The 14,799-nt window shown below is 68.1% G+C and carries 12 protein-coding genes; 5 read left to right on the top strand and 7 right to left on the bottom strand.

Annotated elements, in window-relative coordinates; genetic code table 11:
• The first annotated feature begins 57 nt into the window (after positions 1–57).
• On the top strand, positions 58–1,587 hold the full coding sequence (locus VNJ48_RS16805) for a Re/Si-specific NAD(P)(+) transhydrogenase subunit alpha (RefSeq protein ID WP_325604166.1): 1,530 nt from the start codon (positions 58–60) through the stop codon (positions 1,585–1,587).
• A 6-nt stretch (positions 1,588–1,593) separates the two neighbouring features.
• Positions 1,594–3,048 carry a Re/Si-specific NAD(P)(+) transhydrogenase subunit beta gene (gene pntB / locus VNJ48_RS16800; RefSeq protein WP_325604164.1) on the top strand — a complete coding sequence of 485 codons (1,455 nt, stop codon included), beginning with the start codon at positions 1,594–1,596 and terminating at the stop codon, positions 3,046–3,048.
• A 21-nt stretch (positions 3,049–3,069) separates the two neighbouring features.
• Here pntB and VNJ48_RS16795 read toward each other — a convergent pair whose 3' ends face one another.
• The 3 genes from VNJ48_RS16795 to VNJ48_RS16785 all read right to left on the bottom strand — a co-directional run bounded on the left by VNJ48_RS16795 (position 3,070) and on the right by VNJ48_RS16785 (position 6,374).
• Entirely contained in the window at positions 3,070–3,972 is a 903-nt protein-coding gene (locus tag VNJ48_RS16795; protein WP_325604162.1) for a sugar ABC transporter permease, read from the bottom strand.
• The gene (locus VNJ48_RS16790; RefSeq protein ID WP_325604160.1) at positions 3,972–4,982 is read right to left on the bottom strand and encodes a sugar ABC transporter permease; all 1,011 of its coding nucleotides are present in this window, start codon (positions 4,980–4,982) and stop codon (positions 3,972–3,974) included. The genes VNJ48_RS16795 and VNJ48_RS16790 overlap by 1 nt, the downstream gene beginning before the upstream one ends.
• A gap of 87 nt (positions 4,983–5,069) precedes the next feature.
• Complete coding sequence (locus tag VNJ48_RS16785) at positions 5,070–6,374, bottom strand: extracellular solute-binding protein (RefSeq protein WP_325604158.1); 1,305 nt, start codon at positions 6,372–6,374, stop codon at positions 5,070–5,072.
• 126 nt (positions 6,375–6,500) lie between these two features.
• Here VNJ48_RS16785 and VNJ48_RS16780 point away from each other — a divergent pair, with 126 nt between their 5' ends.
• Entirely contained in the window at positions 6,501–7,526 is a 1,026-nt protein-coding gene (locus tag VNJ48_RS16780) for a LacI family DNA-binding transcriptional regulator (protein ID WP_325604156.1), read from the top strand.
• A gap of 6 nt (positions 7,527–7,532) precedes the next feature.
• On the opposite strand, the gene VNJ48_RS16775 is transcribed toward VNJ48_RS16780, so the two are convergent.
• From VNJ48_RS16775 to VNJ48_RS16765, 3 genes are all read right to left on the bottom strand, one after another.
• A complete protein-coding gene (locus VNJ48_RS16775; protein WP_414689963.1) occupies positions 7,533–8,270 on the bottom strand; it encodes a VIT1/CCC1 transporter family protein in 738 nt (245 codons plus the stop codon).
• Positions 8,271–8,360: 90 nt separating this feature from the next.
• Entirely contained in the window at positions 8,361–8,930 is a 570-nt protein-coding gene (gene thpR / locus VNJ48_RS16770; protein WP_325604154.1) for an RNA 2',3'-cyclic phosphodiesterase, read from the bottom strand.
• Positions 8,931–8,943: 13 nt separating this feature from the next.
• Positions 8,944–9,240 carry a DUF4333 domain-containing protein gene (locus VNJ48_RS16765; protein WP_325604152.1) on the bottom strand — a complete coding sequence of 99 codons (297 nt, stop codon included), beginning with the start codon at positions 9,238–9,240 and terminating at the stop codon, positions 8,944–8,946.
• 238 nt (positions 9,241–9,478) lie between these two features.
• Here VNJ48_RS16765 and VNJ48_RS16760 point away from each other — a divergent pair, with 238 nt between their 5' ends.
• Positions 9,479–11,272 (top strand): HAMP domain-containing sensor histidine kinase, encoded by a 1,794-nt coding sequence (locus tag VNJ48_RS16760; protein ID WP_325604150.1) that lies wholly within the window; start codon positions 9,479–9,481, stop codon positions 11,270–11,272.
• Here VNJ48_RS16760 and VNJ48_RS16755 read toward each other — a convergent pair.
• Positions 11,269–12,423, bottom strand: coding sequence for an acyl-CoA dehydrogenase family protein (locus VNJ48_RS16755; RefSeq protein WP_325604147.1), 1,155 nt, complete (start codon positions 12,421–12,423; stop codon positions 11,269–11,271). The two genes, VNJ48_RS16760 and VNJ48_RS16755, sit on opposite strands and share 4 nt — an antisense overlap.
• Before the next feature lie 153 nt (positions 12,424–12,576).
• Here VNJ48_RS16755 and glgX point away from each other — a divergent pair, with 153 nt between their 5' ends.
• Positions 12,577–14,796 (top strand): glycogen debranching protein GlgX, encoded by a 2,220-nt coding sequence (gene glgX / locus VNJ48_RS16750; RefSeq protein WP_325604145.1) that lies wholly within the window; start codon positions 12,577–12,579, stop codon positions 14,794–14,796.
• Positions 14,797–14,799: the final 3 nt, after the last annotated feature.

Genomic DNA, 14,799 nt, shown 5'->3' with positions numbered 1-14,799 from the left:
GCGCGACGGGGCCCGTGTAGGTTCAGCGACTGTCCAGCCGCCCCCAAGGAGGCAACTGTGCGCATCGGCATCCCTCGCGAGTCCCGTCCGGGCGAAACCCTCGTGGCCGCCACCACCGTCACCGCTGCCCAGCTCGCCGCGTTGGGCTACGACGTCGTCGTGGAGTCGGGTGCGGGCGTGGCCGCAGACCAGACCGACGCGGCCTTCACCGACGCCGGCATCCGGGTCACCGGCGCCGACGAGGTGTGGGCCAGTGACATCGTGATCAAGGTCAACGCCCCCAGCGCCGACGAGATCTGGCGGCTCCAGCAGGGCGCGACCATCATCTCGCTGATGGCTCCGGGGCGCAGCCCCAAGCTGATCGAGCAGCTCCAGGCACAGCGCGTGACCGCCCTCGCCATGGATGCAGTGCCACGCATCTCGCGGGCACAGGCGATGGATGTCCTCTCCTCGATGGCCAACGTCGCCGGATACCGCGCCGTGATCGAGGCGGCGCACGAGTTCGGACGCCAGTTCACCGGCCAGGTCACTGCCGCCGGCAAGGTGCCGCCGGCGCGGGTCTTCGTGGTCGGAGCAGGTGTCGCCGGGTTGGCGGCCATCGGTGCCGCCGGCTCCATGGGCGCCGTCGTCCGGGCCTTCGACGTACGCCCCGAGGTCGCGGAGCAGGTGGCCTCGATGGGCGGGGAGTTCGTCACGGTCGAGATGGAGCAGGAGGTCTCCGCCGACGGCTACGCCAAGGAGATGACGGCGGAGCAGGAGGCGGCGACAGCCGCGATGTATGACGAGGAGGCGCGCAACGCCGACATCATCATCACCACCGCGCTGATCCCCGGCCGCCCCGCGCCCCAGCTGATCACCGCCGAGACGATCGCTGCGATGAAGACCGGCTCGGTCATCGTCGACATGGCCGCGGCCAACGGCGGCAACGTCGCGCTGACCCAGGCCGACGAGCGGGTCGTGACCGACAACTTGGTCACGATCCTCGGCTACACCGACCTCGCCAGCCGGCTCGCCGCGCAGACCAGCCAGCTCTACGGCACCAACGTCGTCAACCTCTTCAAGCTGCTCACGCCCGCCAAGGACGGCCAGCTCGTCCTCGACCACGACGACGTGGTCCAGCGCGGCATCACGGTGACGCAGGACGGCGAGTCCCTGTGGCCGCCCCCGCCGGTGCAGGTGAGCGCGGTGCCGGCAACCGCAGCTCCGGTGGAGCGGCACGTCCCAGAGCCGAAGCAGCCGATGGACCCGCGGAAGAAGTTCTTCGCGGCAGCGCTCGGGGCCGTCCTGTTCGCCCTGGCCGCGGCCTACGCACCGCCCGACTTCCTGGGTCACTTCACGGTCTTCGCGCTGGCGATCTTCGTCGGCTACTACGTCATCTCCAACGTGGCGCACGCCCTGCACACGCCGCTGATGGCCGAGACCAACGCCATCTCCGGGATCATCCTGGTCGGCGGGATCCTGCAGGTCGGCAGTGACAACCTCGCCGTCACCACGCTGGCCCTCGTCGCCGTGCTCGTCGCCAGCATTAACATCTTCGGTGGCTTCCTGGTGACCGCACGCATGCTCCAGATGTTCCGGAAGGACTGACCCGCCATGAGCGACTTCCTGACATCCGTTCGGCTCCCGGGCCTCATCCAGGCCGCCTACATCCTCGCCGCCATCCTCTTCATCCTCGCCCTGGGTGGGCTCTCCAAGCACGAGACCGCGCGCCGCGGCAACGCCTTCGGCATGGCCGGCATGGGCCTCGCGCTCGTCGCCACGCTCGTCCTGGCGGCCCGCAACAGTCAGTACGGCGACCAGCGCCCGCTCGCCGTGACGATGGTGCTGATCGTGGTGGCCATGGCCATCGGCGCGGTCATCGGCGCCTGGCGCGCGCGCACGGTCGAGATGACCGGCATGCCCGAGCTGGTGGCGATCCTGCACAGCTTCGTCGGCCTCGCTGCCGTGCTGGTGGGCTTCAACTCCTACCTCGAGACGAGCCACGGCGAGGGCCATCTCGACGGCTCGCTCGGCACGATCCACGACGTCGAGGTGTTTCTCGGCGTCTTCATCGGGGCGGTGACGTTCACCGGCTCGATCGTGGCCTACCTCAAGCTCAGCGCGAAGATGAAGTCGACGCCCCTGGCGCTGCCCGGGCGACACCTGCTCAACCTCGCGATCCTCGTCGCCTCGGCCCTGCTCCTCGCGTGGTTCATCCCGGTCGAGGGCGACCTGGGCCTCGTCCCCCTGATCGCCATGACCGCGCTGGCCCTGCTGCTCGGCTTCCACCTCGTCGCGGCCATCGGCGGCGGCGACATGCCTGTGGTCGTCTCGATGCTCAACTCCTACTCGGGCTGGGCCGCGGCCGCTGCTGGCTTCATGCTCAGCAACGACCTGCTCATCATCGTCGGGTCGCTGGTGGGGTCGTCCGGTGCGATCCTCAGCTACATCATGTGCAAGGCGATGAACCGCTCGTTCGTCAGCGTCATCGCCGGGGGCTTCGGCTCCGACGGTGCCGTGACCGGCGAGCAGCGCGACTACGGCGAGCACCGCGAGGTCCAACCCGACGAGGTCGCCGAGCTGCTCGCCGACGCGAAGTCGGTGGTGATCACGCCCGGCTACGGCATGGCGGTCGCCCAGGCGCAGTACCCCGTGGCCGAGATGACCCGGAAGCTCCGCGAGAAGGGCGTCGAGGTGCGGTTCGGCATCCACCCGGTTGCCGGCCGGCTTCCCGGCCACATGAACGTGCTGCTCGCCGAGGCCAAGGTGCCGTACGACATCGTGCTCGAGATGGACGAGATCAACGCCGACTTCCCCCAGACCGACGTCGTCCTCGTCATCGGCGCCAACGACACCGTCAACCCGGCTGCGCTGGAGGAGCCGGGCTCACCCATCGCCGGCATGCCGGTGCTGGAGGTGTGGCACGCCAAGGACGTCATCGTGTTCAAGCGATCGATGGCCACCGGCTACGCGGGTGTCCAGAACCCGCTGTTCTTCAAGGACAACTCCAGGATGTTGTTCGGTGATGCGAAGGACCGCGTCGAGGACATCGTCCGCGCCCTCGGCTGACGCACCGGCCGGGTCGGGGACCTAGCCCTTGGTGCCACCGGCGGTCAGGCCGGCGACGAGGTGCCGCTGGGCGAAGAAGAAGACGACTGCGGCCGGGATCAGGATGAGCACCGAGCCTGCAGTGAGCAGGTGCCACTGGGCATTGAACTGCGGGACGAACTGCTGGAGCCCGGCTCCGAGGGTCAGGTTGTCACGGGTCTGCATGAAGGCGATGGCGTAGGCGACCTCGCCCCACGCGGTGAGGAACGTGTAGAACGCGGTCACGGCAAGACCGGGGCGAGCCAGCGGCAGGACCACCCGGTAGAACGTGCCGAACGGTCCCAACCCGTCGAGTGCCGCGGCCTCGTCGAGCTCGCGGGGGATGGTGTCGAAGTATCCACGGAGCATCCAGGCGCAGAACGGCACGGCCACCGTGCAGTAGGCGATGATCAGCGATGCCTTGGTGTTGATGAGACCCAGGTTGGCCATGATCGTGTAGATCGGCACGATCAGGATCGCCACCGGGAACATCTGGGTGATCAGGAAGACCCACATGAGGCCGCGCTTCCCGGGGAAGTTGAACCGGCTCAGCGCGTAGCCGCAGGTCGCCGACATGGTGATGCCGATGACCATCGTGAACAACGCGATGACGACCGAGTTGAGGAACCAGGTGGGGAAGGGCGTGTCGAGGAGCAACGTCCGATAGTTGTCCAACGTGGGGTTGTCGATCAGCGTGATCTCGCTGGTGAGGATCCGGTTGGCCGGCTTGAACGAGCTGAGCAGGATCCATACCACCGGGAACAAGGCGAACAGGGTGGCGAGCATCAGCGTGCCGTGCAGCGCGACGCTGGCGAGGAGCGAGCGGTCGTGTCGGCTGCGGCGGGGGGCAGCGGCCCTCGTCGTCGCGGTGGGCTCGACCGTCTTTCCGGGGATGGCGAAACCCATCAGAACACCTCTCCCTGGGCCTTGAGCGTGCGGCGGTAGACGGAGGCGAAGACCAGCAGGATCGAGAGGATCAGGACGCCGTACGTCGCGGCGAGCGAGTAGTTGCGGACCCCCTCGAAGGCTGCCCGGTAGGCGCCGGTGACCAGGATCTCGCTCTGACCGGCCGGCTCACCACCGGTGACGAAGAAGATGATCGGGAACATGTTGAAGGTCCAGATCGTGCCGAGCAGGATCACGGTCGAGCTGACCGGACGCAGGCCCGGGAGGGTGATGTTGCGGAAGCGCTGCCACGGGCTGGCGCCGTCCATCTCGGCGGCCTCGTAGAGATCGCCGTTGATGGACTGCAGGCCCCCCAGGATGGCCACCATCATGAAGGGCACGCCCAGCCAGACGTTGGTGCAGATGGCGGTGAACAGGGCGGTCCATCGATGGTTGAACCACTCGACCGGGTCCAGGCCGACGCTGATGAGCCCCTGGTTGATCAGACCGAAGCGGGGGTTGAAGAGGAACTTCCAGCCGAAGGCCGCCACGAAGCCGGGCACGGCCCACGGGACGATGAGCAGCACGCGGTAGAGCCCGCGCCCTCTCATCGTCCGGTTGAGCATGACGGCGAGCCCCAGCCCGAGCCCGTAGTGCAGCGACACGCACGCCAGCGTCCAGACCAAGGTGTTGGTGAACTGGAGCCAGAAGCTTCCGCGTGCGCCGGTGAGCAGGTCGACGTAGTTCTTCAGCCCGACGAACTCGGAGCTCTTGGGGTTGTCCTTGCACTCCTCGCCGCCGCCGAGGGTCTTGGTGCAGATGACGTCCTGCGCGTTGGACTCGGTGAGGTCGGTGAAGGACTGCAGGATGCCCTGGACGAGGGGATACATCACCAGCACGCCCAGCACGAGGACGGTGGGCAGCACCATCGCCCAGGCGTACCAGTTGCGGTCGTAGGACCGCCGGAGGCGTCCGTCCCGCTTCCCGGGTGGCTCGACCGGCGCCTCAGCCACAGCCAGTGCTTGGCTCATCTCTCGAGCTCCCTCGCTCCTCGATCCTGGGGTCCGTGCAGCCGGAACGGGAGCCGGGCTGGTGCCCGGCTCCCGTCCCGAGTGGTCTCACTCGGTGGTGTAGTCCGGGACGACGTCGGACTTGAACTTCTCCTCGGCCTCCTGCATCGACTGGTCCACGTCCGCGCCCTGGATGAGCACCTTGGTGGCCATCTCATCGAGCGGCGCGAAGAACAGCCCGCCCTCGGGGATCCAGGGGCGTGCCTTGCTCGACTCGAGCGCCGGCTGCCAGGCCTGCACCCGCTCGTTGTCGCCGAGCTGGTCGTAGGCGTCCGAGTTGCCCGGGAGGACACCGAGCTCCTGGGCAGCAAAGGCCTGCGACTCAGCCGAGGCCATGAAGTTGACGAACGCGATGGCCGCGTCGGCCTTCTCCTCGTCCATGCCGCTGTAGATCACGTAGTTGTGACCACCGACAGGGGCGCCGGCGCCGGCCGACCCGGCGGGCACCGGGGCGACGCCGAGGTTCTCGAAGCCACCGAAGTTCGGGTCGTCCGACATCGCGGCGGTCTCCCAGGGCCCGTTGATGATCATCGCGACCTTGCCCTCCTTGAAGAGGGTCATCATCGTGCCGTAGGAGTCGTTGGCGTCCGGCTTGACGGCGGCACCTGAGTCGACGAGGTCCTGGGCGGTCTGGATACCGGCCACGGCCTCGGGCGAGCCCACCTCGATGGTCTGGGCTTCGGTGTCGAGGAGGTCACCACCTTCGCCATAGATGAAGGGGAGCAGGAAGTAGCCGCCGTTGTTGATGTAGAGGCCGTCGACTCCCGCCTTCTCCTGGAGCTGCTTGGACACCTCTTCGACCTCTTCCCAGGTGGCGGGAGGTTCGGTGATGCCCGCCTTCTCGAAGAGCGCCTTGTTGTACATCAGTCCCAGGGTGTCGGTGACCTGCGGGACGCCGTACGTCTTGCCGTCGTAGACGTTGGACGACAGCGGCGTCTCGAGGAAGTTGTTGTCCTCCAGCAAGGCCGTGCCGTCGAGGGCGTAGAGGTGACCGGCGGCCGCGAATTCCGGGACCCAGGCGACCTCGGCGCGCATGATGTCCGGCGCACCGGAGCCGGCCTCGGCCGCGGTCTTGAACTTGTTCTGCGCGTCGCCGAAGGGGACCGACTCGTAGTTGATGGTGATGTCGGGGTATTCCTCGTTGAACTTCGCGATGAGGGCTTCGTAGGTCGGGCCCTCGTTGGTCGGGTCTGAGGTGTCCCACCAGGTCAGCTCGGCTTCGAGCGACGTGGGTTCGGTGTCCCCGGAGCTGTTCTCCGAGTCCGTGTTGTCGCTCTCCGAGCTGCCGCCACAGGCAGCGAGGGCGAGAGCGAGCGCGGCGGTGCCGGCGATACCAGACAGCGTGCGGCGCATGTGTGCTCCTTGCGGTTGGGTCGCGTCCGGGAGGGGCCCCGTGACGAGGGTCACCTGACAATAGAAGGACTTTGCAAAAAATGGAAGATCCTTGCAGAAACTCTGCAAACCGGCTTACATGGACCCATGCCCACCCTTGCCGAGATCGCTGCCGAGGCAGGTGTCAGCGAGGCGACGGTGTCTCGCGTGCTCAACTCGAAGCCCGGGGTCAGCGACACCACCCGACAGTCGGTCGTCTTCGCCCTCGACGTGCTCGGCTATGAGCGACCCCGTGAGCTGCGGCGGCGCAGTGCGGGGCTGGTCGGGCTCGTCGTCCCCGAGCTGGAGAACCCGATCTTCCCCGCGTTCGCCCAGGTCATCGAGGACGGGCTCGCCCGCCGCCGGTTCACCCCGGTCCTGTGCACCCAGTCGCCGGGCGGCATCTCCGAGGACGAATACGTCGAGTCACTGCTCGACCACGGCGTCGCCGGCATCGTGTTCGTCTCCGGCAAGCACGCCGACCGCGGCGCGGACTACGACCGCTACCGTGCGCTGATCGCGCGGCGCATGCCGGTCGTGTTCATCAACGGGTACGTCGAAGGCCTGGCCGCCCCGTTCTTCTCCACCGACGACCGGGCCGCCGTGGGCATCGCGGTGTCGCACCTTGCAGAGCTGGGCCATCACACCATCGGGCTGGCGATCGGACCGGCGCGCTTCGTGCCGTCGCACAACAAGCGGGAGGGTTTCGTCGAGGCGCTGCGCGACGAGCTGGAGCTCTCCGAGGGCGAGGCGCGCGGATGGATCGCCGAGGGACTCTTCACGGTGGAGGGTGGTGCCGCCGCCGCGCGGGTCCTGATCGAACGCGGCGCGACCGCCATCGTCTGCGGCTCGGACATGATGGCGTTGGGCGCGATCCGCGCCGTCCGCGACGCGGGGCTCTCGGTGCCCGGCGACGTCTCGATCGTCGGCTTCGACGACTCCCGCCTGCTGCCGTTCCTGGATCCGCCGCTCACGACCATGCGGCAACCGGTCGGAGACATGGCGATGCAGGCGGTCGACGCCCTGTGCTCGGCGATCGCTGGCCAGCCACTGCCGAGCCACGACTACCTGTTCAAGCCTGAGCTGGTGCTGCGCGCGTCGACGGGGCGTGCACCCGCCCGAGCGGAGCCGTAGACCCCGTCAGGCGATCCCGCCGACGAGTGATCCGACGAGCGAGCCGATAGCGAACGTCACGCCCATGGCCAGCATGCCGCCGACCACGTTGCGTGCGATCGCGCGAAGGCGCGGGCTGAGGCTCAGCCGGGCGCTGATGAGCCCGGTGAGGGCCAGGGCCACGGCGACGGCAAGGACCGTGACGACGACGCGGGCGCTCGCCGGAACGAGGAGGACGCAGAGGAGTGGCAGCAGCGCGCCGAGGGTGAAGGAGATCATCGACGCCCACGCCGCGTGCCACGGGTTGGTCAGCTCGTCGGGGTCGATGCCGAACTCGATGTCGGCGTGCGCGGCCAGCGCGTCGCGCTGGGTGAGCTGAGCCGCCACCTGGGCGGCCAGGTCGGCGTCGAGGCCCTTCTCCTCATACATGCGCGCGAGCTCGCGCTGCTCGGTCTCGGGCATCGCCGCCAGCTCCGCGGCCTCGAACCGCAGGATCGATCGCTCGGAGTCGCGCTGCGTGCTCACCGAGACGTATTCGCCGGTGCCCATGCTCATCGCGCCCGCCACGAGCCCGGCCACGCCGGCGATCAACAGTGCGGAGCGGTCGCTGGTGGCACCAGCGACACCCATCACGATGCCGGCGGTGGACACGATGCCGTCGTTGGCGCCCAGGACGGCGGCCCGCAGCGCGTTGAGACGGTTGCCGCTCGCCGCGTCCAGCTGGTCGTGCCAGTGCCGGGGCTCCGTGTCGGTGCCCATCTTCATCGCTCGCTGCCCTCGCTCATGGCCCCAGCGTTCCTCGCCGGGGTCGTCCTCGCAAGGAAGGTGAGGCTCGGCTGGGGAGGGCGGGGACGCCTACGAACCGAGTGGGAAGGTCTCGCGCACCTCGTAGCGCGGTCGCCGTCCTGGCCCCTCGCCCAGGTGCGACTCCACGAGCGCGAGCTCGGTGACCGTCCACGACGGCCCGGTGTAGGCGTCGAGAACCCTGATCCATCTCGTGACGTTCTCCGGCTGGCCCAGCCGCGCCAGCGTGACGTGCGGTCGGAATCGCTGACCGTCGACCTTTGCGCCGGCCTTGTTCAACGCCGCGCGAGCGGTGGTGGCGAGCTGTTCGAGGTCACTGCGATCGGTGTCGCCGCCCGCCACGTCGGCGTACAACACCTTGGCCCGGTCAGGATGCGGGAAAGCACCGCCTCCGACGAAGCCCAGAGTCAGCTCGGGTTGCTTGGCAGCCGTCCTCGCGATGTGCTCGACGGCGTCATCGAGTGAGCGGTCGGGCAGGTCGGTGGCGAAGGCAAGGGTGACGTGCCACTGGTCAGGGAGGGTCCAGCGGTACGCCGCTGCGTCGCGGCGTACGGACAGGAACTCCTCGAGGTGCTCAACGACGTCGGTGGGCGGGATTGCGGCGACGAAGGCTCGATGCATGGAGCCGATCGTGTCACTCCTGGTCGACTTCGACCTCGTCATTGATGTCGCTGCCATCGACCTCGGTGACGGTGACCGTCAGTCCGAGCTCGTCGGGGCCGGCGGTGAGAGTGCATCGCATGGTCGTGCCGACTTCTGCCTCGAGGTCGCCTGGGCAGTCGATGTCGTCGGGCGCCTGGCCGACGCTCTCGGTCAGCTGCTCGCTGACGCCCTTCTCGACGTCCTTCTCCGCCACCACGCCAGCCCCACAGGCGGAGAGGGCGAACACGGAAAGGACGATGCTGATCGGGGCGATGCTGAGTCGCTGCATGGTTGTCTCCTTGAGAGGTCTGGGCCCCGAGTTCCGGCGCCGTATCGTCCGCGATGAGCACCCCGGACCGTTTACCCAGAACGGCCAGCTCTGGATGAGTGCCAGCGTGACGTGCCACTGATCGACCCCAGGAACATGCGGGCGACGAGTCCATCCCTACGGGTAAATTTCCCGCGATTCACGTCCAGAACCACCCAATCCTTGGCACTGTGTTCTCAACTACGGATCCTGGAGGGTCATGGACGGGGATCAATGGCTCACGCCGTTGCCCCAGCACGTCCGCAACAGCAGCTGGGGAGGGCCGGAGGCGGGCGCCGAGCTGGGGCGCATCTGCTTCGACGCGCGCCTGCGAGCAGGGTTCAAGGTCGCCTCGCTCGACGTGCTGCGTCCGGACGGTTTCCTGGAGGCCGTGGCGTTCTCGGGCGGCCCGCACGGTGATCCGACAGCGGGCGGGAGCTTTTCGCTCGCCTTGGCGCGACGGGTCCTTCGCGAGGGGACGGCCTACGGCAAGTTCGTCTTCCTCCGGGAGGAGGACATGGCCCCCGACCTGCAGGAGGAGGTCCGCGGCTACGGCTACGTCCCTGACCTTCCCCAGACCGATGACCCCTGGCGGTGGCGGTCCCTGGACATGTTCATGGCCCACCTCACCGACAGCACCGGCAGGACCCGCGCCTTCTTCCACCTCGACGAGCCGGTGGACGGGATCCGACCGTCTCCCGAGGGCTTGGCACAGATCGCGGCGGACCTCGAGCTGCTGCTCCAAGCGGTGATCACGGCGGTCGACCGCGAGGAGCTGACCCGCTACGCGAGGCTGGACGAGACCGCCCGGGAGATCGTCCGGGCCGCGTCGGGTCGCCTCGGCCACCATGAGTTCCTCGAGGTCGTCAAGCCGCGGTTGGTGGCGGGGTTCCGCGCCTCGGCGGCGCTGGTCCACCTCTATGACGACCCCGCCGGCGATGCGCAGTCCGGAAGGCTGAGTGCCGAGTTGCTCTCCGGACTCGAAGCGGCCACCCGGCGCGCCTGGGTGTCACGCACCGTGATCGTCGTCGAACCCGACCATGTGTGGGGCGACGACGAGCTCCATCGCCACCACCGGGTCGCCCTGGGCCACTATCTCCGCGACGCGTCGGCCAAGGAGCTGATCCTGGTGCCGGTCGGCGCCGGCCATGAGGCGATGGGGATGCTCGTCATCGTGCGCGACGCCCGCGACCGCTGGACCGAGAACGAGAGCCTTTCGGCGCTGGGCGTCGGTCACGACCTCGGCCGGGCGCTCCTCAGCACCCGGGCGCACGAGCGGGAGCAGCAGCTCATCGGCGAGCTGCAGCAGCTCGACGACTACCGCCGTCAGCTCATCGCCACCGTCGCCGACGAGCTCAAGAACCCCATCGGGGTCATCGCCGGCCACGTGGAGCTCCTCGAGCAGCTCCCCGGCGTGCCCGCGTCGGCCTCACCCTCCCTCCAGGCGCTCACGCGAAGCGCCTCCCGCCTCGACACCGTGGTCCGCGACCTCTTGCTGGTCAACCGCATCGGCGACCCCGAGACACCTCTGGAGCGCGTGCCGGTCGACCTGAGTGACGTGCTCGCTGCGGTCGTTGCAGACGCAACCGTCCGGGCCACCGAGCACAAGGTGACCATCCGCAGCGCGGCGGAGGATGACGTCATCGTCCACGGTGACCCCGAGGAGCTGCGCGAGATGCTTGCCAACCTCGTCGGCAACGCGGTGAAGTACTCGCACCGTCACGGCGTGGTCGACCTGACGCTGAGGCGCGAGGTGGACCAGGTCGTCTTCAGGTGCAGCGACCACGGGCTCGGGGTGTCGAGGCGCGATCGGTCGCACCTGTTCGACGACTTCTTCCGATCCCTCGACCCGGTGGCTCGCCAGCGCCCCGGCACCGGTCTGGGCCTGGCGATCGTGGCTCGCATCGTGGGTCGACACGAGGGTCGGGTCGACGTGGACTCGGAGCTCGGCGGGGGCAGCACGTTCACCGTGACCCTGCCGGCTGGTCCGCGCCCTCGGGACCCCGGCGCCTAGAATCCGAGGTCGCGCCCGATCAGCATCTTCATGATCTCGTTGGACCCGGCCCAGATCTTCGACACGCGAGCGTCACGCCAGGCTCGGGCGACACGGTATTCGTTCATGTAGCCGTAGCCGCCGTGGAGCTGGACACAGTGGTCGAGCACGTCGTTCTGCATCTGGGAGGTCCACCACTTCGCCTTGGCAGCGTCGACGGCGGTGAGCTGGCCGCGCGTGTGCTTCAGGACGCACTGGTCGACGTAGGCCTGGGTGACCTCGACCTGCGTGACCAGCTCAGCCATCAAAAACGCGTTGTGCTGGAAGCTCCCGATCGGCTGTCCGAAGGCCTTGCGGTCCTTGGCGTACTGGATGGTTTCCTCGAGGATCTGCGCCGCGTGGGCCAGGTTGGTGATCGCCGAGCCGAGGCGCTCCTGCGGCAGGAACTGCATCATCGAGATGAAGCCGGTGTCCAGGGGACCGATCAGGTCGTCGTTGCTGACCCGGACGTCCTCGAAGGCGAGCTCCGCGGTGTCGGACTCGTCCTGGCCGACCTTGTCGAGCACCCGTCCCACCGAGAAGCCCGGCAGGGTGGTGTCGACACCGAAGAGCGAGATGCCCTTGGCCTTCTTCTCCGGGCTGGTGCGCGCCGCTACGACGACCAGGTCGGCGCTGCCGCCGTTGGTGATGAAGGTCTTGGAGCCGTTGATGATCCAGTCGTCCCCGTCGCGGACCGCGGTCGTCTTCAGGTTGGCGAGGTCGGAGCCGCCGCCGGGCTCGGTCATGCCGATCGCGGTGAGAAGCTCGCCCGAGCAGAAGCGCGGCAGCCAGCGCTGCTTCTGCTCCTCGGTGGTGAGGTGCACGAGGTAGGGCGCGACGATGTCGGCGTGGATGCCGACACAACTGGGCAGGGTCATGTTGATCTTCGAGAGCTCCTCGGTGAGCACGGCGTTGAAGCGGTAGTCACCCGCCCCTTCCTCGATCTGGCCGCCGTACGTTTCGGGAACCTCCAGGCCGAGGTATCCCTGCTTGCCGGCTGCGAGCCAGAACTCCCGGGCGAGCCCGTGTGACGCGGCGTAGTCGTCCAGGTGCGGGACGACCTCGCGGTCCAGGAACTCCTTGACGGAGGCCCGGAAGGCCTCGTGGTCCTCGTCGTAGATCTCACGGCTCATGTCTCGATGTTACTGGCGAGTCACCTTCTGCGTCGCCGGATGTCGTGCAGATGTGACGAGGGCTACCCGCAAGGGTGCCCCGCCGCGGGCGAGGATGGCGTGCGCGGAGCGGGAGCCGTTAGGCTTTGAACGATCCAAAATCAAGGAGACCTCTTGCAGATCTGGCCAGGACAGTCCTACCCCCTCGGCGCCACCTTCGACGGCAGCGGCACCAACTTCGCTCTCTTCAGCGAGATCGCGGAGCGTGTCGAGCTCTGCCTCTTCGACGAGGACGGCACCGAGACCCGACTCGAGCTCAGTGAGGTCGACGCCTACGTCTGGCACGCCTACCTGCCGACGGTCCAGCCGGGCCAGCGCTACGGCTATCGCGTGCACGGGCCGTGGGACCCGGCGCAGGGACTGCGCTGCAATCCCAACAAGCTGCTCATGGATCCCTACGCCAAGGCGACCAGCGGCGAGATCGAGTGGGACCAGGCGTTGTTCGGCTACACCTTCGGTGACCCCGACTCGAGGAACGACGAGGACTCGGCCCGGCACATGCAGAAGAGCGTCGTCATCACGCCCTTCTTCGACTGGGAGGGCGACCGCCGCCTCAACATCCCCTACAACGAGTCCTTCATCTACGAGGCTCATGTCAAGGGCCTGACCCAGCTGCACCCCGACATTCCCGAGGAGGAGCGCGGGACCTACGCCGGCCTCGCGCACCCGGCGGTCACCGACCACCTGTGCAAGCTCGGTGTGACTGCGATCGAGCTGATGCCAGTGCACCAGTTCGTCCAGGACTCGACCCTGCTCGACCAGGGTCTGCGCAACTACTGGGGCTACAACACCCTCGGCTTCTTCGCGCCGCACGCCGACTACGCCGCCAACCGCGAGCACGGCCAGCAGGTGCAGGAGTTCAAGGCCATGGTCAAGGCGATGCACGCCGCCGGCATCGAGGTCATCCTCGACGTGGTCTACAACCACACCGCCGAGGGCAACCACCTCGGTCCCACGCTGAGCTTCAAGGGCATCGACAACCCGGCCTACTACCGCCTGGTCGAGGCCGACCAGCAGCACTACATGGACTACACGGGCACCGGAAACACCCTCAACGTGCGCCATCCCCACTCGCTGCAGCTGATCATGGACTCGCTGCGCTACTGGGTGACCGAGATGCACGTCGACGGCTTCCGCTTCGACCTCGCGGCCGCCCTCGCCCGCGAGTTCTACGACGTGGACCGGCTCGCGACGTTCTTCGAGCTCGTGCAGCAGGACCCGGTCGTGAGCCAGGTGAAGCTCATCGCCGAGCCCTGGGACATCGGCCCCGGCGGCTACCAGGTCGGCAACTTCCCGCCGCAGTGGACCGAGTGGAACGGTGCCTACCGCGACACCGTCCGCGACTTCTGGCGCGGTGAGCCCTCGCTCGGCGAGTTCGCCTCGAGGCTCTCCGGCTCCTCCGACCTCTACGAGCACTCCGGTCGGCGGCCCTTCGCCAGCATCAACTTCGTCACTGCGCACGACGGCTTCACGCTGCGCGACCTCGTGTCCTACAACGAGAAGCACAACGACGCCAACGGCGAGGACAACAACGACGGCGAGAGCCACAACCGCTCCTGGAACCACGGCGTCGAGGGTCTCACCGACGACCCGGAGATCCTCGAGGCCCGGGCCCGCGAGCAGCGCAACTTCCTGGCCACGCTCCTGCTGAGCCAGGGCGTGCCGATGCTGCTGCACGGCGACGAGATGAGCCGCACCCAGAACGGCAACAACAACACCTACGCCCAGGACTCCGAGATCGCCTGGATGCACTGGGACCGGGCCGACAAGCCGCTGATCGAGTTCACGGCCGCGGTGGCCAAGCTCCGCGCCAGCCACCCCACCTTCCACCGCAAGCGGTTCTTCACCGGCCGCACGGTGCGCACCGGTGACGGCACCCGTCTCAACGACATCGTCTGGCTGGCGCTCGACGGCCAGCCGATGGAGGACGGCGACTGGGACGGATCGAAGGCCATCGGCATGTATCTCAACGGCGACGGCATCGCCGGCAAGGACGCCCGCGGCGGCACCATCACCGACGACCACTTCCTGCTCTACTTCAACGCCGACGGCCCAGCTGACGTGACCCTGCCACCCGACGAATACGCCGCGGCGTGGGACGTGGTCATCGACACCGGTGGGACCGCCGACACGATGGTGACCCTCGACGCCGGTGCGACCCTGTCACTGACGACGCACAGCCTCGTGGTGCTGCGCGAGCACGCCGAGCCCGAGCTGGAGCCCGACCACTCCGTCGCGGCGTCGCTCGCCTCGCTCGCCGACGCCGGCAACCTCGACAGCACACCGGCAGCGGACCAACGGCACCGCGACGACAAGCCGACCGACCAAGACTGATCC

Source organism: Nocardioides sp. (assembly GCF_035576065.1).
Taxonomy (GTDB): Bacteria; Actinomycetota; Actinomycetes; order Propionibacteriales; family Nocardioidaceae; genus Nocardioides.
The sequence above is the reverse complement of the archived record's forward strand: the minus strand, read 5'-3'. Positions and strand labels throughout refer to the sequence as shown.

Excerpts from the sequence above, each read along its gene's own strand:
- pntB (WP_325604164.1), top strand. The coding sequence starts at position 1,594 with ATGAGCGACTTCCTGACATCCGTTCGGCTCCCGGGCCTCATCCAGGCC.
- VNJ48_RS16795 (WP_325604162.1), bottom strand. The coding sequence starts at position 3,972 with ATGGGTTTCGCCATCCCCGGAAAGACGGTCGAGCCCACCGCGACGACG.
- VNJ48_RS16790 (WP_325604160.1), bottom strand. The coding sequence starts at position 4,982 with ATGAGCCAAGCACTGGCTGTGGCTGAGGCGCCGGTCGAGCCACCCGGG.
- VNJ48_RS16785 (WP_325604158.1), bottom strand. The coding sequence starts at position 6,374 with ATGCGCCGCACGCTGTCTGGTATCGCCGGCACCGCCGCGCTCGCTCTC.
- VNJ48_RS16780 (WP_325604156.1), top strand. The coding sequence starts at position 6,501 with ATGCCCACCCTTGCCGAGATCGCTGCCGAGGCAGGTGTCAGCGAGGCG.
- VNJ48_RS16775 (WP_414689963.1), bottom strand. The coding sequence starts at position 8,270 with ATGAAGATGGGCACCGACACGGAGCCCCGGCACTGGCACGACCAGCTG.
- thpR (WP_325604154.1), bottom strand. The coding sequence starts at position 8,930 with ATGCATCGAGCCTTCGTCGCCGCAATCCCGCCCACCGACGTCGTTGAG.
- VNJ48_RS16765 (WP_325604152.1), bottom strand. The coding sequence starts at position 9,240 with ATGCAGCGACTCAGCATCGCCCCGATCAGCATCGTCCTTTCCGTGTTC.
- VNJ48_RS16760 (WP_325604150.1), top strand. The coding sequence starts at position 9,479 with ATGGACGGGGATCAATGGCTCACGCCGTTGCCCCAGCACGTCCGCAAC.
- VNJ48_RS16755 (WP_325604147.1), bottom strand. The coding sequence starts at position 12,423 with ATGAGCCGTGAGATCTACGACGAGGACCACGAGGCCTTCCGGGCCTCC.